Below are 20925 nucleotides of genomic sequence, written 5' to 3'. Positions count from 1 at the left end.
GATGTCCCAGGACGATGGCACGAGGGTCGTTCAAAAATGATCTCCCTCACCCCCAACCCTCTCCCCGGGGGAGAGGGTGGCCGAAGGCCGGGCGAGGGTCCACTCCGATCCACCCGACGGTCCTGCAACGATCCCGGAAAACCAGCCGAATTTCAATGATCTAAGACCTAACACCTGACCAATCATGTCACCGGATGGTCGGCGCTGGCGACTCGGTGAAGACGGAGACGGCCAGGTCCTTGATCGTCAGTGTTTTGCGGACATCGCTCTGGGTGTTGGCCCCGAAGACCCCGACGTACAGGTCGGGCTCGCCGTCGAGGAAGGCCGGGTGGGAGATGGCCAGGGTGCTGGAACTGGCGCGGGTCAGGTTCTCGACCAGGAGCGAGTACCGGCCGGCGGCCCTCCGGAGCGTGAAGCGGAGATGATCGCCGGTCCGGGTCAGGCCGACCTCGTGGACGTCGCGGTCGATCCCATCCTCGTTATTGACCAGGAAGAGGGTATAGCTGCCGGCCTCGGGCTGGCGGAGGACCCCGCCCCGGATCGACCGGTCGTTCCTCGTCCCGGCGTAGAGCCCGAACTGGCCGACGACCTCCAGGCCCGGGATGTCGGGGAACTCGACGCTGACGGTGAAGTCCTCCCGCCCGGTGAATCCCAGGTCGCGGAGCCGGAAGCCCAGGTACTCGCCGACATCCAGGCCGACCGTCTTGTTGAGATCGCTCCGGGTCGTGGTCAGTTCCAGGGCCCGCCGATCGGGCCGGAGCCGGAGATTGGCGTCGCTGGTGGCCAGGGCCGATCCGGTCCCGGGCAGTCGGTGGGTCAGGCCGGTCCCGAGCCCCTGGCCGTCGAGCAGCGTCGCCTGGACCGGGGCGTCGAAGGCGAGCGCCCGGTCGAGTCGGCGGATTTCGGGGGGCGGCACGATCGCCCGGGGGAACCGACCGGCCTCCCCCTCGACATACCCCGGGGGCCGGAGGGCCACGGCCCGGCCGTCAATCCGGGCCGCCTGGTCCTGGACCAGGTGGACCGTCTGAGATCCCTCCGCTCGGGCCTCGGCGGTGAGCTTGCCCGAGAAGACCCGGACCGAGGTCGTGTCCGGGTCGTCGACCGAGAGGCCGAACTCGGTCCCGAGGTCAACGACCTTCCCCTGCGGGGAATAGACCGTGAACCCCTGGGCCGGGGGCGGGACGTGCGCCGTCATCGAGCCGGAGATCAGCCGGGCCATGTTGTCCGAGAGCAGCTCCAGCGACGCCGGACCCTTGAGGATCACCCGGGCCCCCCGATCGAACTCGATCTCGGCGAGCCCACGCTCCAGCTTGAGGACCTTGCCCGCCCTCATGTCACGCGTCGGCGATTCCTCGACGGTCGACCACCGGCAATCCTGGGCGTTGACCAGCCAGGCGATGTCATCCCCCCGGCGAGACCAGGCCCACTGCCCGAGCAGGAAGCCCGAGGCCGCGATCGCCGCCCCGGCCACCGCCAGCCAACGCCTTCGAAACCGCCCCTTGGGCAACCGCCCGAGACGGCTTGCGGCCCGCCCTTCGGCCATCCGGCTCAGGGCCGAGGAGGCGGCGCGTCGAGCCCGGGCCGAGAAGCCCAGCTCCGCGTGCAACTGCACATACTCCGCGAAATAGAGCCGGGCCGACTCGCTCGACCGGAGCCCGGCCTCCAGCTCGGCCAGGCCCGCCTCGTCGATGAGGTCCGAGCAATACTCGTCGATCAGGTCGCGGAGCCGGCCGGAAATCTCCGGGGCATCGGGGCGAGGATTCACGTCAGGCCCCCCGTCGCGATCGAGCGTCGGACGCACTCGAAGAGGGTCCGGCGGATCCGCTTGAGCGAGTTGTGGATGCTCTGCGCCGACCGGCCCCAGGACTGGGCGACCTCGGGCACGCGCGACTCCTCGCCATAGCACGCCTCGACCAGCTTCTGGTCCCCTTGCTTGAGCTTTCGAAGGCAACCGGCCAGGGCCTCGCGGCGTTCCTCCAGGCGGTCGCGCTCCAGGGTCTCCTGGGCGTCGATCAGCAGGAGGCTCAGGTCGTCGCTGAACGAGAGCCGCTGGCGGCTCCGGGCCCGGAGGAAGTTCGAGACCTCGAACCGCGCCACCCCGCAGGCCCAGGCCACGAAGCTCCGCGACGTGTCGAACTGGTCGAACTTGTTCCACAAGGCCAGGCTGGTCTGCTGGAACAGGTCGTCGGCGTCGTCGAAGTTGCGGACCAGCGAGTAGATATAGCCGAAGATCTGGACCTGGTGGGTCCGGATCCGCTCGGCGAAATCCGCGTCTCGTTGGGTATCGCCATCCATCGAGGGATTCGTCCGAAAAAGTCGGGAGACCGGCCCGAGGGCCGAGCGGTCCCGGGGGATGATCATCGGAATGGGAGCGGGATAGCGGGACTTCGCCCCGAGTCGAGGCCGCTCCCGCAATCGAGGCCACCCTCTACAGTGATATCATCCGTTCGGGGGGATTTGTCACCCGGATTCCCGGCGGAGCCCGAAGTTTGGGAGGATGATCGGCCCCCGCCCCCCATTCGATCGGCCCCCGGATCCTGCCGAAGGCGACGGTCGGTCCACGGGCCATACGTCCGGTAAAATGTGCGACCCCGATAAAAATTCGTTTAATTTTTCCTTGCTTAGATTATCTCGCGCGATTCTCATGTTTAGGCTCGGTAAGGAGCGCGATTCGGCAACCTGAAGATCGGACCCGCCTCAAGCTGCGTTCCACCCGCGATGCACCGGATTGCGCGAAGGAGCGAGCCGGGTCGGCGGGATATCCAGGGCCGCCGGATCGGCTAGATGAGCGATGGATGATCGTGCGTCGGCCCGGCGGATTTCCGTCGACCGGCCCGTCCTTTCCCCCCCCCCGTAAGGAGGCCGCGATCATGACCGTTTCCCTGGAAGATCGGACCGGCGAGTCGCCCTCGACGACCGTGGTCGGGCCGATATCGAACCATCTAATTGTGACCATCCACGGCATCCGGACCTATGGCGGCTGGCAGGATGACCTGGAACGCGAGCTGAGGGCCGTAGAGCCGAGCATCAAGGTCTTAAATTTCAAGTATAACTATTTCTCCTCGATCGCCTTCCTGCTGCCGTTCCTCCGCTGGATCGAGGCGAGGCGGTTCCGCAAGTTCTTCGTGAACGAGATCCGGCAGATGTCCCCGGACGCGCGGGTCGACCTGGTGGCCCACAGCTTCGGGACCTACCTGGCGGCGAGCGCCCTGAAGTCGGTCCCCCGGGGCCGGAAGGTCCACACGATCATCCTCGCCGGGAGCGTGCTCCGGCCTTCGTTCCCCTGGTATAAGTACCTGTCGGAGGGGAAAGTCGGGCGGGTGGTGAACGAATGCGGCTGGGACGACTCGGTCCTGGTCCTCTGCCAGTTCGCGGCGTTGATGCTGGGGATGGCCGGGCGGATCGGCTTCCAGGGGATGGTCGGCGAGAACTTCAAGAACCGCTACTACCGGGGCGGGCACGGGCTCTATTTCGGCAACCGGCCCGACGGCTCCGACTTCGTCAAGTCGCAGTGGCTGCCCCTGTTGACCGGGGACGATCCGATCGTCGACGTCGACGAGCGGCCGGAGCTGACCGCCCTGGGCGGGGCCCGGCTCTTCCTCCTGGACAACATGAGCTTCATCAAGGTCGCCGGCGCCTGCCTGATGGCACTCGCCCTGGTCTGGATCCCCATCGACTGGATCAGCAAGGCGAACTTCAAGGAGAAGGTCGAGCGGTTCGACCACATCGCCCGGCTCACCAACGCGGCGCAGATCCCCGGACGCGACCCCAGCCACGTCCGGGAACTGCTCCACGTGGACGTGAAGGCCCGCGACGGCGAGGACGCCTACGAGCGGTCCATCGACCAGCTGATCGGGGGAGACGAGACGCCCAACGGGGAGGATGGGCCGGACGGGGAAGAGAGCGAGCCGAGGTGGTGGGAGGCGATCCCCGGCCTCCGGGACCGGTCGCGGATCGCCTACGAGGCCAGGAGGCTCCACGCCCTGGCCAACCACGAGCTCGCCGCGGGCAAGCGGGGCCGGGTCGGAGACCTGGCCAAGGCGAAGGTCCGCTTCGAAGACGCGATCAAGAAATACGAGCCGGTGATCAACCGGGACACCTCCTACGGGAGTTTCGCCCTCTGCCTGATCGATTACGGCCGCCTCCTGATCGACATGGGCCTGCCGGCTCAGGCCGTCGACCAGTTCCGCAAGGTCCGCACCGCCGTCTTCCCGCTGGAGAAGGACGGGAGCCGCCCGACCATGCCGCCCTCGGTGGCCGTCGACTCGCTCTGCTTCGAGGCCGAGGCCCTGAAGCGGCAGGAGCTCTGGGAGGAGGCCGAGGCCCGGCTCCTGGAGGCCGAGCACCTCGCCCAGGAGAAGAAGGACGATGCGCTCCTCTCCTACGTCTGGTGCGACATCGGCTGGCTCAAGATGGAACGGCTCGACGTGGCCGAGGCCCAGGAATACTTCAAGAAGTCCAAGGCAACTTGCGAGTCCCTCGACGAGAAGGGCCAGTTCGTCTTCAAGACCCGCCTTTACTATGTCCGGCACGGCCTGGCCATGGCGGAGCGGCTCATGGACCGGACCGACGACGCCTACGATCACTACAATCAGATCGTCGCCGAGCTCAACCTGCTGCTCCGCGACGACCTACGGTTCGGGCCCAAGGAGCGGCGCGACCTCCGCGAGCGCCTCGTCAACAGCATGGAGCGTCGGGCCGACGTCCACTTCTTCTCCCGGAGGTCGCCCGCCCACTTCGCGAGAGGCCTGGCCAAGGCCGCGCCCGGGCAATATCAGACCATCATCAAGCGGGTCCTCCGGGATTATCAGCAGGCCATCGATTGCCTCTCGGACGACGACCAGACCACCCGGGTCTCGCTCCTCTGCAAGAAGGTCATCACGCGATTCCTCGCCGAGATGGCGACCTCGAAGCCGCACGTCTGCACGAATCGAACACCGCCGGAAGTGCCGAAAGACACGGGGGAGGAGATCGATCCGGGGAAGGAACTCAAGCCGATCGATATCGAGTTCGCCGAGGCCGACCACGTCTTCCGGTCCCTGAGCCCCGAGCTGCGAAAGGACCTCAAGATCCACCGAGAGATCGCCGCCTGCTGCGTGAAACTCCTCAACCCTTCGAAGGCCGACGGGGCCTCTCGGACCGACGACAGCGACGACTTCGCCAGCCGATCGTGCCAGTTCGACACCCAGGCCGTCGACGGCCTGCGGGCCCTGACCGCCGAGTACGCCGAGAAGTGCAAGAAGCTCAAGCGTGAGAACGTCGAGATGCTGCTGGTTGCCCTGGAAATCCTCTTCGAGCCCGGGGTCGAGGAGAATCCCGCCAGGACCGCCCTCGACGCCTCGCTGATGCTGGGCGTCCTCGGGACCACGACCGAGCTCGTCTCCCACAAGGAACTCCAGCCCTACGTCGCCCGGTTCAATCGGATCGCCGACCAGCGCCTCGTCGCGCCCGCGAAGCTTGCCGATCGGGACGGCTCCCGGTCGACCGGAGAACCCATCCCCCCGCCCCCTCCTCCGGTGGCCGGGACGCAACCGCCGAACAATAGCCCGGTCCTCTTCTATCTCCGGCTCACCCCGAACAGGGCGCTGGTGATCACCGATGGGTCGAACATCGGACCGACCCTGCGCCCGATCCCGGCCGGGATCGGCGAGGCCACGGGGGTTGCCGAAGCTAACATCGCCGCGAGTCGACCGGAGTGAAGCCCGGCCGAGTTCGCCGACCAGAAGGGCGATCGCCCGATCGGGAAGCATCGCCACTTGGGGAGCCGACCGGGGACGGGGTAAGATAACCCCCGAGCCGGCCGAGCTTCTTCGATCGGCGATCTTCGATCCGAACGCGCCCGGGGCGAATCGATGGACCGTCGAGGCTTGAGGCTCCCGATGACCTGGCTGCTGGTCCCGGCGGGCCTGGGCTCGATGGTCCTGTTCCTGACCGGGCTCTTCCGCAACTCGACCTGCGAGACGTACGACGAGTACACCTACATCCGGATGGGCGTCTGCATCTACCAGCGAAACGACTTCGCCAGCCTGGCCAGCCCGATGTGCCCCCCCTTGCCGATCCTCCTGGAATACGGGCTACCCACGATCAAGAGGGAGCCCATCGCCGAGTCCGATGAGTGGGAAGCGGCCATGCCCGACCTGATCCGCCAGGCCCGGCTGATGACCTCGACCCTGATCGGCGTGCCGACGGTCCTCCTATGCTTCGGCTGGCTGACTCGTCGGAAGGGGTGGGTGGTCGGGCTGCTGGGGGGTGCCCTGGTCGGGCTCTCGCCGAGCGTCCTGGCGGCGGCCTCGATCGCGACCACCGACGCCTGTTTCGTCCTCTTTGCCCTGGTCGCGCTGGCGGTCCTGAATCGGTACCAGGCCCGGCCGTCGAAGGGCTCGTTCCTCGCGGTGGGGGCGGCCATCGGCGCGGCCCTGGCCTCGAAGCAGAGCGCGGTGTTCCTGTTCCCGATCGCCCTGATGGAGTTGCTGATCAAGACGCCGAGGCAACGTCCCCCCGGGAAGACCAAAACCGACTTCGCCCTGGCGACCTTGCTCCGGATCGGTTCGGGGATGGCGGCGCTGGTCGGGCTGGCCTTCCTGGTCGACTGGGCCTTCTACGGATTCCACCTGGCCCCGTTCGGCTCCTCCGGGACCCAGACGACCGTCCCGGTGATCCTCCCGATGATCGCCAACCTCCTTCCCAACGGCGAGGCGATCATGGAGGTCGTGAACCGGTCGGGCATGCCCCTGGCGATCGACACCTTCGTCGGCCAGATGAACCACGCGTCGGAGGGCCACTCGGCCTTCCTGATGGGCCGGCACTCGTTCCACGGCTGGTGGTATTTCTTCCCGGTGACGATCGCGATCAAGAGCACCCCCGCCGAACTCCTGATGTTCGCCCTGGCCTCCTTTTTGGCCACCCGTCGATCGACCTGGCGCGACCCGACCCGCCGGCTCTGGCTCGGGTCGATCGCGATCATGCTGGCGGCGGGGATCGCCAGCAAGCTGAACATCGGCCACCGCTACATGCTCCTGATCTACCCGCTGGCGATCCTGCTGGCCGTCGACTGGATCGGCGAGTTGGCCAGCCGCCGGCGAGTCCGGGCGATCGCCCTGGGAGTGGCCTTGCTGGCCTGGCAGGCCATCAGCCTGGCGGGGATCGCGCCCCATTACCTGAGCTACTTCAACAGCCTGTGCGGAGGCCCCCGCGAGGGGTATCGCTATCTGGTCGATTCCAGCCTCGACTGGGGGCAGGACCTCCCCACGCTCCGCCGCGAGCTGGAGGCCCGCCAGTATCGGAAGGTCGCCCTCTGCTACTTCGGCACGGCGAGACCGGGCGCCTACGGGCTCCGATCGGCCGACTGGATGACCAGCAACGACGAGATCGCCGCCGAATGCGACTGGCTGGCGATCTCCGCCACCTCAATGCAGGGGGCCTACGGGCCGATCCCCGAGTTGATCCAGACCTTCGGCCACTTCCCCTCGGACCGGGCCGGCTACACCTTCTTCCTGTACGACCTGAAAGACCCCCGGATCCGAGACGCCTGGGAGGCCCGGCGCACGGGCCGACCCATCCCCGACGAGGAGGAGCCGACGAGTGGTCGTTCGTGAGTGGCATTCTCCTCGACGCCGGGGGCAACCCGTGACTCGTCGTCGCTGGAGTAGAGGCAAGGCAATCCGGCGATCGGGGGGAGTCTATGGAAAAGGACAATCGCGGACTTACTCTGTTCGACTTGATCTGCCTCGTCGCGGCCACGGCGGTGGGGATAGTTCTATCGATCATGATATTCAATAGCAACCATAACGAGAATTTCACGCTCAATCGGGTCTTGCCCCTCAGCGTCAGAGAATGGAAATGGTCATTGTATTACTCATACAACTGGCTATTTATATTGTCGCCGATGGGGATTTCATGGACGGTGACCATATCGCTCCTCACGCTGAGAAAGCCGCGACCGACAATCGGCCAGCTCACCGAGTGGCCGGGCGTCTCGGCCTGCTGGATGGCCTCGTTGACCCTGGCAGCGTCATGCGGCCTGTACTTCGGGGATGAATACCGCCGTGGGAATTATGGCCTGGAAATTCTCGGTCAATTCCGGTCGGCGCAACCTTTCGAGACAGACTTTTTCCTGGCACCTGGCGATTTCCTGGAAGATGTCGTTGCTCAGTATATCCAGCAAGCTATCCGACCCATCGCCTGTTCGGTCTGTTCGATCTGGACGATGGCGGCCATGGGTCGGCGATGGAGGCCCAAGCGGAATTGGCTCGATCTCGCGGGTCGTTCGCTGGGCCTGACCTGGATCCTTTATGTGATCCTCGAGGTTGTGGTGCAACCACTATAATTGGAAGCCGCGCCCCCTGATACGTGATTAGGTGCCGGGGCCAATCAGGGGCTGCCGACTCGGGAAGTGTGTTAACCGGCCGTTCGCGAGGCTGAAAGTAGAAGTAGGGTGGGCACCGCCCACCCCATCTAGCCGAGATGTCGGTGGTAGGTGCCCACCCTACGAGAACTCGACAATCCATCCGGAGGCGGCGAAGGACTCAACCTTGGCGTGGTTCCAGTGCTCCATCCGGGGCGAGCAATTCCCAGGCGCCCTGGCCGGCGTGTCGGGGCTCGTCGGCTTCTTCACGACCCGATTCGTCGAGGCGGCTGATGCCGGCGACGCCGAAACGCTCGCCCTGACCGGCCTCCGCGATGAGCCTCGGCTCAAGCCGCTGGCCGGCGACCAGGCGGCCGGGATGGCTCGAATCTACTTCGAGCAGATAGCCGAGCTACCCCGCGACTCCGCGCCCGCCCAACAGCCGGGGTTCACCTGGTATCCCATGGAGACCGACGCTTAGGATCGCCAATTCAATAATCTCCAATCTCCCGGATTCGTCCGGTCTGGGTGGCAGGGGTCTTGCGGTACTCCGCAACCCCGGTCCTCCGGATGCATGTCGGATTCCAGGCCGGGGTGGCGGAGTACCGCAAGACCCCTGCCACCCCTGCCGCTTCGCGAGAGCATGGCACCCGGCAAGGCTTGCCCTACCGGGGGACACGAACGACTTCACGATCGGCGTCGCCGCGACATCGCGACCACGCCGAGCACCACGAAGACCGCCAGCGTGCTGGGCTCAGGGGTCGAGGTCGGCACGAGTCCGATCGAGGTGATGTTCCCACCACCGGCGTATGAATCCGCCGAGTTATGACCGAAAGTGATATAGGAACTTCCCGTGCCAAGGTTAATCATCAACGTCCTCAGGTCGGAAAGATGATCCATCGACGCGGGATTATAGAAACTCATCCCAAATGAGATTTTCGCATCTGCACTGCTGGTGTTCCCATTAACGGTTATCTCATCCTGACGCGGTCCAACTGGCATGTTCAACCAAGTGGGGGACGTGCCGGCGGTAAACTCAGCCGAGGAGAGCCCGGTGGGAGAGTTGGTGAACGTGAAAGACTGGCCGCCGATCTTCAGAGTGACCGCGACATCGTTCCCACCCTCGTAAACCGATCCCGTCTGGGCGTTCGGGGTCGGGTCGCCGTCGATGGTGAACGTGCCGCTGAACTGATCGGCCCCGTTGAGCCCCTGGATCGGGGCTTGCAGGGTCCCGGTGAAGGCGTAGGTGATGGGGCTCGCCGAGGCCAGCCCGGCGACCAGCAGTGGGATCGCCACCGCGAGGGAGAGCGAGCGGCAGGTCTTCATCGGGAATCCTTTCCGGGTGTTCTCTCGGTGTTATCCTCGAATTGATAACATTCTGCAAATAAACCAGGATTCGGCGACTTCCACCAGCCCGGTTGAGCCACGGCATCGGATGGGTACACCCGCGGATTCCTGGTAAGGTTACGTCGATCCGAGATCTTCGCCCCCTCTCCCCAGCCCTCTCCCACAAGGGGCGAGTCTAGCCGAGATGCCGGTGGGCGGTGCTCACCCTACTAGTTCATCGACGCTAAAGAAGTGGGTAAAATCGGGTCGGATTTCCGACACCATCCGGGCACCGGAGGCCGACCCGATGAACTCCGCTCTGAAATGCCAGGTCCACCTCACCGCCGAGCAGCGCCGGGACCTCGAACGGACCGCCCGTGACGGCCGGACGCCGGCCCGTAAGGCCCGGTACGCCAGGCTGTTGCTCCACGCCGACGAGGCCCACCCGGAGGGCCGCCGCAACGACGCCTGGATCGGCGAGGCCCTCGGGATGCACGTCAACACCGTCGCCCGGGTCCGCAAGAGCTTCGTCGCCGGAGGGCCCGACGCCGCCTTCGGGCGCAAGGCCCGCGAAGCACCGCCGGTCCCCCCCAAGATCGATGGCCACGTCGAGGCCCACCTGGTCGCCATCCACTGCGGCCCGCCGCCGGAGGGCCGGGCCCGCTGGACGCTCAAGCTCCTGGCCGGCGAGTTGATGGCCCGCAAGCTGGTCACCGAGGTCTCGGTCGAGACGGTCCGCAGGGCGCTGAAACGCGCTGAAGCCCTGGCTGAAGGCCGAGTCGTGGTGCATCCCGGAGCGGGATTCGGCCCGGTTCGTCGCGCAGATGGAGGAGGTCCTCGACGTGTACGCGATGCCGCCGAGCGAGGAGGAGCCGACGGTCTGCATGGACGAGGCGGCCAAGCAGATGCTGGAAGGCCTCCACGACCCGCTCCCGCCGGCCCGCGGCCGTGCGGCGCGGGAGGACTACCACTACGAGCGCAAGGGGGTGCAGGCGATCTTCATGTTCTTCGACCCGAACCGGGGCTGGCGGCGGGTCAGCTGCCGGGAGAGCCGCACGCGGGTCGACTGGGCGCACGAGGTCAGGCGACTGCTGGACGAGGACTACCCGGCGGCGCGCAAGGTCCGGCTGGTCTGCGACAACCTGAACACGCACACGACCGCGTCGCTGTACGCGGCGTTCCCGGCGGCGGAGGCGCGCCGGCTGGCGCGGCGGCTGGAGATCGTGCACACGCCGCGCAACGGGAGCTGGCTGAACGTGGCGGAGATCGAGCTCTCGGTGCTGGCCCGGCAGTGCCTGGCCCGTCGGATCGGGGAGCCCGAACTCCTGGCCGCCGAGTGCGCCGCGTGGGAGCGAGCCCGGAACGCCGAGGGCGGTCGGGTGATCTGGAAGTTCACGACGGCCGATGCCCGGGTCAAGCTGAGGTACCTTTACCCACAATTTTAGCGTCGATGAACTACTACGAGAACTGAGACCCAGCATGAGGCTGCCACAACTTTGGTTGACCAGCAGGGGGGCTACCCTGATCCGATACTCCATCATCGCGATCATCGCCACCTCCTTCGCCTCGAAATACCTCTATGAGGCACTGTGGGGCCGCCCCATGACACTGGCCGAGGTCGCCGATCTGGGCGGGGTCCGCTTGATGGTCGTCACTGAGGGTGGCACGGCCACTGAATTCCTTTCGACGGTCCATGCCGAGGCCCCGCCCGAGGCGGATTGGCACGCGTACCTCCCCCTCCTGAAGGCGGAACTGGGCCTCTACACGCCACGGATGCTCGGCGAGGCGGGCTTGCGGAGCGTCGTGCTCTGTGGGGGACTTACAGATTGCGAGCAGTCGGCGGCCGGGCTGGCGGGCTGGAGAGAGAGGACGATTTACCTGCTGGTGCCGGGCCATCGGGGCTCGAAGGATTTCGCCCGCAGAACAATTCACCACGAACTGTTTCACCTGATCGACTTGAGACACAATGCCGAGTATAGTCCCGACCCTGGTTGGGCAGGTCTGAATCAAGGGAGCTTCCGCTACGGAGAGGGTGGGCGGCATGAGAGGGCCCCTGGCGCAACCCGTCCGGATGAGTCGGTTCCGGGCTTCCTCAACAGATATTCGAGGTCGGGCCCGGAGGAGGACAAGGCCGAGATCTACGCGCACCTGATGGCTGGACGAGACCTGATCGAGGGGCGAGCGGATCGCGACGAGGTGCTGAGTTCCAAGTGCGTAGAGATGAAGAATCGGATGTCGAGATACTTCCCCGAAGTGGGACCTACGTTCTGGGAGAAAGGCCACGAGTCAGGCCATGACTAGCTCTTGAGCGGCTCGGATGAAGTGCGAGTGAGCCTTGTCAACCGCCTATACGAAAATCAAATCTCGACCACTTCAACACACTTTAAATCCACCGTTTGCGGTGTAACCTGCCCGACCGATCCGCGAAAAGTCGTGATTCCATCCGTTCCATACCGGTAAGTGTGCTAACCGGCCGATCGCGGGCCCGAAAGTTCGAGGGAGATCCCTCACGACTTTCCACACCCGCGAGGCCGCGCCATGATCGTCTCCGAAGCACGTCGCGAAGCGAATCGCCGGAATGCCCTCAAGAGCACCGGCCCGAAGACGGAGGAGGGCAAGGCAAAGTCCCGCGCCAATGCGTTGAAGCATGGGCTTTGCTCGTCGATCGTCGTTCATGAAGACTTCGCGACGGTCCAGGCGCGATCCGACTCTTATTTCAACACGCTCAAGCCCCAGAATCGGTTCCATGCCTGGCTGGTCGACCAGGTGGCCGTGCTCAGCCTGCGGATCGACCGATGCGTGCGGATCGAGCGGCGGGTCCGCGACAAGATCGCCCTCCGGGCGGAATTGACGTGGGAGGATGACGAGAAGCTCAAGGCCGAGATCCTGGGCGGGCAGATCGAGAAACGGCCCGGCGAGGTGGTCGAAAGCCTGGGCCGGACGCCTCAGGGGTGCCTCTGGATGATGACTCGCTGGGCGATGCTGGCCCATGCGGCCGACGTGAAAGGATGTTGGACCCCCGATCAGACCACGCTCGCCTTCAACCTCCTGGGCACTCCCAGGGAGTTCCGCGAGGGGCATCGGCCGGGGGCCTCGCTGGATCTGGAGGGCAAGGTGATCGAGGGGCCGGACGACCCGGCGGTCGTGGCCCGTCGCGAGATCGCCGCGTTGAAAGAGCGTCGCGAGCTGGTGAGCGACCTCGACGAGGTCGAGCAATTCCTCCGCTCCTCCGACCTGACCGACGACTCGGATCAAGAGTTGAAGAGGCTCCGACGTTACGAGTCGAGCCTGCATCGGCGGCTCCGCTGGTGCCTGTCGCAGCTCCGTTACGAGTCGCCGCACCGGGCCCCGAATCCCGACCTCTACCCGAAGTGGGAGGCGGTCCGCGAAGACCCGCCCGAGCCCGAATCGAAGCCCCTGGAGCACTGGCAGAGGAAGGCCCCGCACCCGCCCTTCTGCCTCGAACCGGATGAAATCCCCAAGCCCGGCGAGGAACTCGACGTGCCTCGGGTCCTTGCCTCCAGGCTTGAGAAAAGGATGAAGAAGGCCGAGGCTCGCCGAGAAGCCCGACGCCGGAAGGTCGAACGGCTGAGGGCCTGAGGGTCGGAGGGGAAAATCATCCGAACTCGATCGGACCGGCCGAGATTTCGGGCCGAGGTTGCTGCTTCATGCGCCGGGGTCGTGATTTCTGGGGTGATTTTGGAGAAAAGAGGTGGTTTGCTCCATGTTTACCAACCAAATCCATCAACGAAACATGATTCAGGGCTGGGATTGGCCCCGAGTCGGGTTGATGCCCGATCGAAGCCATTGCTCCGACGAAACGAAGCCAACCGGCGGTCCCAAACCGGCGGAGCAAGCTCCGGCCGAGCAAAGCGTGAGCAAGCTCACGCACTCCAAGGCCTCCGGCGGCCTGATGATCGACGCGGCGAAGCCGCTTTGGAGTGCGGGAGCTTGCTCACGCTTTCCACCCCGGAGCTTGCTCCGGGAACCAACGGCATCGGATCTCGGATCTTTCAAGAATTCTCCCCCCTCCCGCCGGACATCCGAACAGGATCGCCCCTCGGGATCGAATCCGCTACAATTGGCTTATTCAGGACAACCATCCGAGGCCGAATCGAATGATCATCGGGCGGATCATGGCGATGCTGGAGCGGTCGGAGGCCGGGAATCCGGTCCTCCCTCCGACCTCGCTCTTCGGCGAGCAGTGGCTCCTGCGCCTGGTCGTCGACTGGTTCGACCGGCACGGGGGAGACCACTATCCGATGTCCCCTCGCGTCGGGGCCCGGTGGTTCTCCGAGTCCTGGCTCCCCTCGGCCTTCCTCCCCCGATATCGGGGGGACACGCTGGGCGAGTCCCGGACGCATGCCGACGCGGTAATCGGCCACTTCAAGATCGGCGACCCGGGCTCGTCGGGCCTGGCGCTGGCCCCGGACGCCCGTCAGCTCGTCCTGCTGGAGGCCAAGCTGTTCAACCGGCTCTCCGCCGGGATCAAGAACGCCCCCTATTTCGACCAGGCTGCCCGGAGCGTCGCCTGCCTGGCCGAGGTCCTCCGGAGGTCCGGGCGCGAGCCCTCGGGGATGGAGGATCTCTCGTTCCTGATCCTGGCCCCGAGGTCGCGGATCGACGACGGGGTCTTCGCCCGAGACACCGCCATCGAGGCGATCCGGGGCAAGGTCCGTCGGAGGGTCGAGGAGTACGGCGGCGAGCGCGACGCCTGGCTGGCCGACTGGTTCGAGCCGACCCTCGACCGGGTCGACGTCCGCTCGATGGCCTGGGAAGACGTGATCGAGACCATCGCCTTCCACGACCCCGAGGCCGGGCACCTGATCGACGCCTTCTACGGCCGGTGCCTCCACTTCAACCGCCCCCGCCAGCGCTCCGCGTATCCGGGACCCCGGGCCGGGGCCAATCGCCCCTGGTCCGACCGGAGGCTCGAAGCCCTCACGATCGCCGACCAGCCTCGACGGCTCGAACCGGTCGCGAACTGATTCAGGAAAGGTCCCCGGATGCCCCGAAACTCGACCGCATGGGTCGCCCCGATCGTCGTCCTCCTGTCGGTGTCGGGCCTGACACCGGCCCAGGACGCCTTGCCCGAGGAGTTGCGGACCGTCGCCGAGAAGTCCGGCTTCAAGGCTACCGCCCGGCATGCCGAGGTGGTCCGGCTCTGCGAGGCGCTGGCGAAGTCGTCCCCGTTGATCCGACTGGCCGAGCTGGGCCGGTCGGTCGAGGGGCGGTCGATCCCCCTGATGATCGTGGCCGACCCGCCGGTGTCGACGCCCGCCGAGGCGAGGGCGTCGGGCAAGCTGGTGGTCTTCCTCTTCGGCAACATCCACGCGGGGGAGGTCGACGGCAAGGAGGGTCTGCCGATCCTGGTCCGCGAGATCGTCCGGGCTCCCGAGCACCCCCTGCTGGATCACCTGATCCTGGCCGTCGCGCCGATCTACAACGCCGACGGCAACGAGCGGGTCGCCAAGGACAACCGGCCCGGCCAGGTTGGGCCCGAGGAAGGGATGGGGCGGCGGACCAACGCGGAGGGGCTCGACCTGAACCGCGACTTCATGAAGCTGGAAGCCCCCGAGTCCCGCGCCCTGGTCCGGTTCCTCAACGATTGGGACCCGAGCCTGGTCATCGACACCCACACCACCAACGGCTCGCACCACCGCTACACCATCACCTACGACGGCCCCAAGAACCCGGCGGGAGACGCTCGCCTGATCCGATTCTCGCGCGAGCGATTATTCCCCGAGGTGACGGCCTCGCTCGAAAAGGCGAGCGGCTACCGGTCGTTCTTCTACGGGAACTTCGAGGACGACCACACCCGGTGGACCTCGTTCCCGGGCAACCCCCGGTTCGGCACGACCTACATCGGGCTCCGGAACCGGCTCTCGGTCCTCTCCGAGGCTTATTCCTACGCAACCTACAAGGACCGGGTCCTCGCCACCCGCGACTTCTGCCGGGCGATCCTGGAGTTCGTCTCGAGCCACCGCGACGAGATTCGGACCCTGCTCGACGACGCCCGGCGCTCGACCATCGAGGCGGGCCGGGATCCCTCCGACCGAGTGGCGATCCGCTCCAAGGCCCGAGCCCTGCCCGAGAAGGCCACCGTCCTCGGCTTCGTCGAACGCCGGGAAGGGGACCGATCCGTCTCGACCGGAGAGCCCCGCGATTACCCCTGCGCGATCGAGATCGACTTCGCCCCCGAGCTGGAAGTGGCCCGACCCTTCGCCTACCTCGTCCCGCCCGGGTCCGTGAAGGCGATCGACATCCTCCGGGCCCACGGGATCGCCGTCGAGACGCTCGAAGCCCCCGCGAAGCTCGACGTCGAAGTCAGCCGGGTCGACGAATCCTCCCGGGCTCGCCGCCCCTTCGAAGGGCACAACTTACTGGATATTACCCGGACGACCACTACCCGCGCCACCCGCGAGGTCCCCGCCGGGACGATCCTGGTCCGGACCGCGCAACCCCTCGGGAGCCTGGCCGTCACCCTCCTCGAACCCCGATCCGACGACGGCCTGGCCACCTGGAACGTCTTCGACGACGAACTCGCGAGGTCGCCAGATCGAGAATTCCCGGTGCTCCGCCTCCCGGGCCGGGCCGAGATCGCGACCCGACCCTTCCCTTGATCCTTCTTTCCAATCCGAGGCCCAGGGCGGCAGCGGCGCGAGACTGGGAAAAACGAGGGTTATCGCGGAGGAGGATTGGAGAAGATATGGGAGACGAGCATTCGGCAGATTCGCGATGACGTCCTGACGATGCGAATCCTCCCTGTTGCGCACGTTTTGGTGTCCCCGGGTTTTCTGGTAGTTCCTGGTCTTCGCCCCCTCTCCCTAACCCTCTCCCACGTTGGGGAGAGGGGACCAGACTCTCAGAGGTCGGAGATCGAAACATCCGCGAAGACCAACCCCCTCTCCCCTCGTGGGAGAGGGCTGGGGAGAGGGGGCGAAGACCTTGGACCGACGAGAAGCCCGGGAATCCCCAGGCACACTCCACTCGCCCCTCGCCGGACCTCGGGTAGACAATACCATGCAATCCGGCTAGGCTGTTGACGAGAAGTTTAACATTAATAGCCAGGCGATGGGGCCGGTCTCATGGGCGATCTCAGGGCGAATGGTGCGTGCCGGGGATTTCGGCAACCTTCCCGGCGCGAGACGCTCCGGGCGGGGGTCCTGGGATCGCTCGGGCTGACCTTGCCGGGATTGTTCCGAGGGCGGGCGAAGGCCGAAGGGTCGGGTTCGTCGACGGGATTCGGCCGGGCGAAGTCGTGCATCCTGATCTTCCAGTGGGGCGGGCCGAGCCAGCTCGACACCTGGGACCTCAAGCCCGACGCGCCCAGCGAGATCCGGGGCGAGTTCGCCTCGATCGCCACGACCAATCCCGAACTCCGGATCTCCGAGCACTTCCCGATGATCGCCCGGCAGGCCCACCGCCTGGCGGTCGTCCGGTCGATGACGCACGGCGACCCGGCGCACCTCTCGACGGCCCATCGACTGCTGACCGGCCACCTCGCCCCGACGCCCAACTCCGACGCCGCGCCCCCGTCCTCGAACGACTGGCCGCACCTGGGCTCGCTGGTCTCGAAGCTCCGACCTTCGGCGGGTTCGCTCCCTTCGGCGGTCACGATGCCGTGGGTCGTCGCGCATCCGGCCGCGCCCGGCGGGAGGGCTCCCGGGCAGCATGGGGGCTGGCTGGGCAAGGCATACGACCCTTTCCGGGTCGACGGCGACCCCAACGTCGACGGCTTCCGGGTCGGCGGCCTCGACCTCCCCGAAGGCGTCTCGCCGGGCCGGATGTCGGACCGTCGCTCGCTCCTCTCGGGGCTGGGCAGCTCGTCGATGAGCGGTGCGGGGCCGGGATCGTGGGATGGCTATCAGGGCCGGGCGCTCGACGCGCTAGCCTCGGCCGAGGCGCGGGGGGCGTTCCTGCTCGACCGCGAGGACCCGAAGATCCGGGAGCGATACGGCCGGAACATCCACGGCCAGTGCCTCCTGATGGCCCGGAGGCTGGTGGAGGCCGGCGTCGGCCTGGTCACGGTCAACTGGCACGACGACGGCCGGAACTTCTGGGACACGCACGGCGACAATTTCAATCGACTCAAGAATGACCTGATGCCGCCGGCCGACCGGGGGCTCGCCTCGCTCCTGGAAGACCTGGACGAGCGGGGGCTCCTGGACGAGACCCTGGTGGTCTGGGCCGGCGAGTTCGGCCGGGCCCCCCGGATCACGGCCGCGAACGCAGGTCGCGAGCACTGGCCCCGATGCTACTCGGTGGCCCTGGCCGGCGGAGGGGTCCGGGGCGGGCAGATCTACGGAGCCAGCGACCGGTGGGCCGCCTACCCCGCGCGGGACGCGGTCGGCCCCGACGACCTGGGCGCGACCATCCTTCACGCCCTGGGGATCGACCCGGCGACCGAGGTCAAGGATGCCGTCGGCCGACCCTTGCAGATCAACAACGGGAGCCCCCTGACCTCGCTCTTCGCCTGATCGAGGCCGGCTCTTACTTGCCGTCCTTGAACTTCTGGAACGCCGGGGCCTCGACGAACTCCCAGCCGTCTCCCTGGTTCCAGGGGCCTCGGGCGTCCCCCTCGCCGGTGGAGTCGTTGAAGAACTGGTCGACGAGGCCCGCCGTGGGCGGGATCTGGCCGACCGAGAGCGGGTCCTTGCCCATGCTCTCCAACGCCTTCATGAATGCCTTCATGTGCGTGATTTCGCGCGTCATGAGGAACTGGAGTGCGTCCTTGGATCCGGCGTCATCGGTGAAGTTGATCAGCCGCTCGTAGACGATCTTGGCCCGGGCCTCGGCCGCGATGTTGCTCCGGAGGTCGACGTCCAGCTCGCCGGTGACCTTCAGATAATCGGCGGTCCAGGCGTTCCCCTGGGAGTTGAACAGGCCGACGCCCCCTCCGCCGCAGATGGCGACCAGCGGGTCGGCCTCGGCGGCCTCGCGAGAGGCCTTGGTGGGCTTGAGGTGGGCGCGGGCCAGCGTTCCGATCACCTCCAGGTGGCTCAATTCCTCGGTCCCGATGTCCATCAGGAGGTCTTTCCGGGCCGGGTCCTCGCAGTTGAGCCCCTGGACCGAATATTGCATCGCGGCCGCGAGTTCGCCGTTGGCCCCGCCGAACTGCTCCAGGAGCATCCGGCCGAAACGGGGATCCGGGGCGTCGACCCGCACCGTGTACATCAACTTCTTCACATGGTGGTACATTCTCGAATTCCTCTCCTTGGCGTTGTGGCGAACGTAGGAGAAGGATGCAAATCGAGGGCCAAAAGCCCCCGGGTTCGGGCCGGGACTTCTCAGGCCCCGCGGCCGGCCAGCCGGTCTTTCATCCGGTTGATCGGCCCTTCGTAGAGGTGCCACGACAGGACGGCCAGGATGATCGTCAGGGCCAGCGCCCCGTAAGGGCGGGGGATCAGGTAGGCGTAGGGGACCCCGTAGAGCCATCCTCCCCGGATCACGGGGAGGTGGAACGCGTAGAGCCCGTAGCTGATCCGCCCGAGGTAGGCCATCGGCGCGATCGCCAGGGGCCGGACGAACCACCGACCCTCCGACCGCCAGGCGCCGAAGACCACCAGGGCCGACCCGATCCCGAACAGCGAGACCGACCCGACCTCCTGGAAGGCCGAGGGCATCGGCAACCGCCGCTCGTGCAGGGTCCAGGCCAGGACCAGGATCGGCCAGCCCGCCACGAAGCAGGCCGGGCCTTCGACTCGCCCCGGCCTCGTTCGAAGCTCGATCATCCCCGCCAGGCAACCCCAGAGCAGATCCTCTCCGCAATAGGGCAAGAGCAGCCTCGCCCAGGGCATGGTCATCCGATGGTGGGCATAGATCTGGAACCCCTTCGTGGCGGCGATCAGGCCGACGATCAACGCGACCCGTCGACGGGCGGGCGTGAACAGCAAGGCCAGCGGATAGAGGAGGTAGAACTGCTCCTCGACGCAGAGCGTCCAGAAGTGGCCCATCACCATGTCCCAGTCCCCGGTCAGATAGACCCGGACGTTATACGTAAAAGTGAGGAACCACCCCAGGTCGTCCCCCCGGGAGATGAACGCCGCGAACAGCACCAGGGCATAGTAGAGCGGGAAGATCCGGAGCGTCCGCCGGATGTAGTATCGCCTCAGGTCCGACCCGATCTCGCCCGACTCCCCCCGGATCAGGATCCGGGTGATCAGGAATCCCGAGAGGGCGAAGAAGAACTGGACCCCCGCCCAGCCCCAGGGGCAGATCTCCGGCCGGGCATGGTGGACGAACACCGCCAGGAACGCGAGGAACCGGAGCCCGTCCACCTGCGGCCGGTGCGGCGTCGCGAGGGCGGGGCCACTCTGATCTCCGGCGCGACCTCCCATCATCTCGCCCCAACCCTCCCGAGTGAACCTCCGATGCCCAGCGGCGTGTCATTCTAGCCGACCAACCCGAGACTTCGCACGCCGGACGCTCCGACTTCCCGACCCCGAGGACGGAGGCCCCCCATGAACCTGGAGTATGTGCCGCTCCTGGAGATCCAGCGCGACCTCTACCGGATCCCGCGCGGGCTCGGCCGCTTCAACGCCTACATCCGGACGATGGTCCGCGAGGACGGGACCGACCTCGATCGAGCCCCGCTGGCCGCCCTGAACCCGATGGCCCGGGAGCACGTCGCGGACCTGCTCGATGCCCTGCTCGAACTCGGGGCCGAGGTCATCGGCTCGCGGGCGGCCTCGGAAGGATCGGCCCGGCTCGCGGACCTGGAGGGAAACCTCAAGGTCGGCCTCGTCGTCGCGGACGACCGGGGAGGGGGGTGGACCAACCGGGTCGCGAGCGAATTCGGGTTCATGACCGGGGGGCATTCCACCCGCGATCGAGGCTGGCTCTCCGGCGTCCTCTGGTCCAGCGAATCGGCCTCCGAGCGATCGGTCCGGGAGGCGGTCCTGGTCCCGCTCTTCCGATGGGCCTACATCCACCGCCACGGGAAAGCCCGGACGCTCGCCCAGTTCATGGCCCAGGAAGGGGACGCGATGGCCCGCGCGGGGTGCCTCGGCCCGACCCTCGACGACGAGGAACTCGACTACACCCGGCAGATCCTCGAACCCGACCTGGGCGAGACCCTACCCCGGACGATCATGGAATGCCTCTTCGGCGACGAAGGGGGCCGGACCCTGGGATTCACCCCCCGAGGGCTGGGCCATCGGGCCGGCCTGGCCCTGGCATTGCACCAGGCCTCGACGCGGACGGGGGTCGGCCCGACCGATCCGAAAAGACCCTGATAAGCCGACGCCCGCCGA

General features: G+C 66.6%; 14 protein-coding genes and 2 pseudogenes. 11 read left to right on the top strand and 5 right to left on the bottom strand.

Annotated elements, in window-relative coordinates:
• Positions 1–187: 187 nt before the first annotated feature.
• Both P12x_RS14340 and P12x_RS14335 read right to left on the bottom strand, forming a co-directional pair.
• The gene (locus P12x_RS14340; RefSeq protein WP_435011553.1) at positions 188–1765 is read right to left on the bottom strand and encodes a FecR domain-containing protein; all 1578 of its coding nucleotides are present in this window, start codon (positions 1763–1765) and stop codon (positions 188–190) included.
• Positions 1762–2295 (bottom strand): sigma-70 family RNA polymerase sigma factor, encoded by a 534-nt coding sequence (locus tag P12x_RS14335; RefSeq protein ID WP_435011552.1) that lies wholly within the window; start codon positions 2293–2295, stop codon positions 1762–1764. The genes P12x_RS14340 and P12x_RS14335 overlap by 4 nt, the downstream gene beginning before the upstream one ends.
• Positions 2296–2870: 575 nt before the next feature.
• Here P12x_RS14335 and P12x_RS14330 point away from each other — a divergent pair.
• The 4 genes from P12x_RS14330 to P12x_RS14315 all read left to right on the top strand — a co-directional run bounded on the left by P12x_RS14330 (position 2871) and on the right by P12x_RS14315 (position 8825).
• Positions 2871–5699, top strand: coding sequence for a hypothetical protein (locus tag P12x_RS14330; protein ID WP_435011551.1), 2829 nt, complete (start codon positions 2871–2873; stop codon positions 5697–5699).
• A gap of 153 nt (positions 5700–5852) precedes the next feature.
• A complete protein-coding gene (locus tag P12x_RS14325; RefSeq protein WP_435011550.1) occupies positions 5853–7595 on the top strand; it encodes an ArnT family glycosyltransferase in 1743 nt (580 codons plus the stop codon).
• An 86-nt stretch (positions 7596–7681) separates the two neighbouring features.
• On the top strand, positions 7682–8326 hold the full coding sequence (locus P12x_RS14320) for a hypothetical protein (protein WP_435011549.1): 645 nt from the start codon (positions 7682–7684) through the stop codon (positions 8324–8326).
• A 205-nt stretch (positions 8327–8531) separates the two neighbouring features.
• Complete coding sequence (locus tag P12x_RS14315) at positions 8532–8825, top strand: hypothetical protein (protein ID WP_435011548.1); 294 nt, start codon at positions 8532–8534, stop codon at positions 8823–8825.
• A 206-nt stretch (positions 8826–9031) separates the two neighbouring features.
• Here P12x_RS14315 and P12x_RS14310 read toward each other — a convergent pair whose 3' ends face one another.
• The gene (locus P12x_RS14310; RefSeq protein WP_435011547.1) at positions 9032–9670 is read right to left on the bottom strand and encodes a PEP-CTERM sorting domain-containing protein; all 639 of its coding nucleotides are present in this window, start codon (positions 9668–9670) and stop codon (positions 9032–9034) included.
• 307 nt (positions 9671–9977) lie between these two features.
• On the opposite strand from P12x_RS14310, the pseudogene P12x_RS14305 reads away from it, so the two are divergent.
• The 6 genes and pseudogenes from P12x_RS14305 (at position 9978) to P12x_RS14280 (ending at position 18150) form a co-directional block, all read left to right on the top strand.
• Positions 9978–11115 (top strand): annotated as a pseudogene (locus tag P12x_RS14305) (IS630 family transposase).
• Between the two features lie 34 nt (positions 11116–11149).
• Positions 11150–11971 (top strand): hypothetical protein, encoded by an 822-nt coding sequence (locus P12x_RS14300; protein ID WP_435011546.1) that lies wholly within the window; start codon positions 11150–11152, stop codon positions 11969–11971.
• A 237-nt stretch (positions 11972–12208) separates the two neighbouring features.
• Positions 12209–13270: a hypothetical protein gene (locus P12x_RS14295; protein ID WP_435011545.1), complete on the top strand. Its 1062-nt coding sequence runs from the start codon at positions 12209–12211 to the stop codon at positions 13268–13270.
• 518 nt (positions 13271–13788) lie between these two features.
• A complete protein-coding gene (locus P12x_RS14290) occupies positions 13789–14658 on the top strand; it encodes a hypothetical protein (RefSeq protein ID WP_435011544.1) in 870 nt (289 codons plus the stop codon).
• A gap of 18 nt (positions 14659–14676) precedes the next feature.
• A complete protein-coding gene (locus P12x_RS14285; RefSeq protein WP_435011543.1) occupies positions 14677–16293 on the top strand; it encodes a M14 family metallopeptidase in 1617 nt (538 codons plus the stop codon).
• A 465-nt stretch (positions 16294–16758) separates the two neighbouring features.
• The gene (locus tag P12x_RS14280; protein WP_435011542.1) at positions 16759–18150 is read left to right on the top strand and encodes a DUF1501 domain-containing protein; all 1392 of its coding nucleotides are present in this window, start codon (positions 16759–16761) and stop codon (positions 18148–18150) included.
• Positions 18151–18169: 19 nt separating this feature from the next.
• Here the strand turns inward: P12x_RS14280 and P12x_RS14275 are convergent.
• A pseudogene (locus P12x_RS14275) lies at positions 18170–18871 on the bottom strand (manganese catalase family protein); the annotation flags it as partial.
• 89 nt (positions 18872–18960) lie between these two features.
• On the bottom strand, positions 18961–20013 hold the full coding sequence (locus tag P12x_RS14270; RefSeq protein WP_435011541.1) for an acyltransferase family protein: 1053 nt from the start codon (positions 20011–20013) through the stop codon (positions 18961–18963).
• A 120-nt stretch (positions 20014–20133) separates the two neighbouring features.
• Here P12x_RS14270 and P12x_RS14265 point away from each other — a divergent pair, with 120 nt between their 5' ends.
• Positions 20134–20907: a hypothetical protein gene (locus P12x_RS14265; protein ID WP_435011540.1), complete on the top strand. Its 774-nt coding sequence runs from the start codon at positions 20134–20136 to the stop codon at positions 20905–20907.
• The last annotated feature ends 18 nt before the right edge of the window (positions 20908–20925 follow it).

The organism is Tundrisphaera lichenicola (genome assembly GCF_051175385.1).
Taxonomy (GTDB): Bacteria; Planctomycetota; Planctomycetia; order Isosphaerales; family Isosphaeraceae; genus Tundrisphaera; species Tundrisphaera lichenicola.
The sequence above is the reverse complement of the archived record's forward strand: the minus strand, read 5'-3'. Positions and strand labels throughout refer to the sequence as shown.

Coding starts and splice junctions, on each gene's coding strand:
- P12x_RS14300 (WP_435011546.1), top strand. CDS start 11,150: ATGAGGCTGCCACAACTTTGGTTGACCAGCAGGGGGGCTACCCTGATC.
- P12x_RS14310 (WP_435011547.1), bottom strand. CDS start 9,670: ATGAAGACCTGCCGCTCGCTCTCCCTCGCGGTGGCGATCCCACTGCTG.
- P12x_RS14280 (WP_435011542.1), top strand. CDS start 16,759: ATGGGCGATCTCAGGGCGAATGGTGCGTGCCGGGGATTTCGGCAACCT.
- P12x_RS14290 (WP_435011544.1), top strand. CDS start 13,789: ATGATCATCGGGCGGATCATGGCGATGCTGGAGCGGTCGGAGGCCGGG.
- P12x_RS14270 (WP_435011541.1), bottom strand. CDS start 20,013: ATGATGGGAGGTCGCGCCGGAGATCAGAGTGGCCCCGCCCTCGCGACG.
- P12x_RS14295 (WP_435011545.1), top strand. CDS start 12,209: ATGATCGTCTCCGAAGCACGTCGCGAAGCGAATCGCCGGAATGCCCTC.
- P12x_RS14265 (WP_435011540.1), top strand. CDS start 20,134: ATGAACCTGGAGTATGTGCCGCTCCTGGAGATCCAGCGCGACCTCTAC.
- P12x_RS14335 (WP_435011552.1), bottom strand. CDS start 2,295: ATGGATGGCGATACCCAACGAGACGCGGATTTCGCCGAGCGGATCCGG.
- P12x_RS14285 (WP_435011543.1), top strand. CDS start 14,677: ATGCCCCGAAACTCGACCGCATGGGTCGCCCCGATCGTCGTCCTCCTG.
- P12x_RS14325 (WP_435011550.1), top strand. CDS start 5,853: ATGGACCGTCGAGGCTTGAGGCTCCCGATGACCTGGCTGCTGGTCCCG.
- P12x_RS14320 (WP_435011549.1), top strand. CDS start 7,682: ATGGAAAAGGACAATCGCGGACTTACTCTGTTCGACTTGATCTGCCTC.
- P12x_RS14330 (WP_435011551.1), top strand. CDS start 2,871: ATGACCGTTTCCCTGGAAGATCGGACCGGCGAGTCGCCCTCGACGACC.